Source organism: Mycolicibacterium arseniciresistens (genome assembly GCF_030519285.1).
GTDB lineage: Bacteria > Actinomycetota > Actinomycetes > Mycobacteriales > Mycobacteriaceae > Mycobacterium > Mycobacterium arseniciresistens.
Window position 1 is genome coordinate 1 of record NZ_JAUMSQ010000504.1, and the last position, 734, is coordinate 734.

The 734-nt window shown below is 75.9% G+C and carries 1 protein-coding gene; it reads left to right on the forward strand.

The genetic code is table 11. The features are described 5' to 3' along the window. On the forward strand, positions 1–734 hold a 734-nt coding region (locus Q2100_RS31045; RefSeq protein WP_302917097.1), incomplete at both ends, for a ketoacyl-synthetase C-terminal extension domain-containing protein.

A 734-nucleotide genomic window follows, 5' to 3' on the forward strand; every position in this document is an offset into this window, starting at 1 on the left:
CGGTGAGGGCGCCGGTGTGGTGGTGCTCAAACGCCTCGCCGACGCGCGGCGCGACGGTGACCGCGTGCTGGCGGTGATCCGCGGCGGTGCGGTCGCCCAGGACGGCCGCACGGTCGGCATCATGTCGCCCAACGGCGAGGCGCAGGCCGACATGTTCGCCCGCGCCTGCCGGACGTCGGGCATCGCGCCGTCCAGCGTCGGCTACGTCGAGGCGCACGGAACCGGAACGCCGACAGGCGATCCCACCGAGGTCGGGGCACTGGCCGCGGTGTACGGCGCCGGCCGGCCCGCCGACGACCCCTGCCGCATCGGTTCGGTCAAACCCAACATCGGCCACCTCGAGGGCGGCGCGGGCGTGCTCGGGCTGATCAAGACGGTGCTCGCGCTGCACCACGAGGCGATCCCGCCGACCGCCGGGTTGCGCCGGCTCACCCCCGCGGTGGACTGGGCCACCAGCGGGCTGCGGGTGCCCACCGAGACCGAGCCGTGGCCACGCGGCGAGACGCCGCGCCGGGCCGCGGTGTGCAGCTACGGGTACGGCGGCACCATCGCCCACATCCTGCTCGAGGAGTCGCCGGCGGCGGCGCGGGCGGACGACGGCCACGCCGACGCCGGACCGGTCGTCGTCCCGCTGTCGGCACGCTCCGGTGTCCGGCTGGAGGGCCAGGCCGAGGCGCTGGCAGACCACCTCAGAAGTGTCGACCGACCGCTGCCCGAGGTGGCCGCCACGCTCT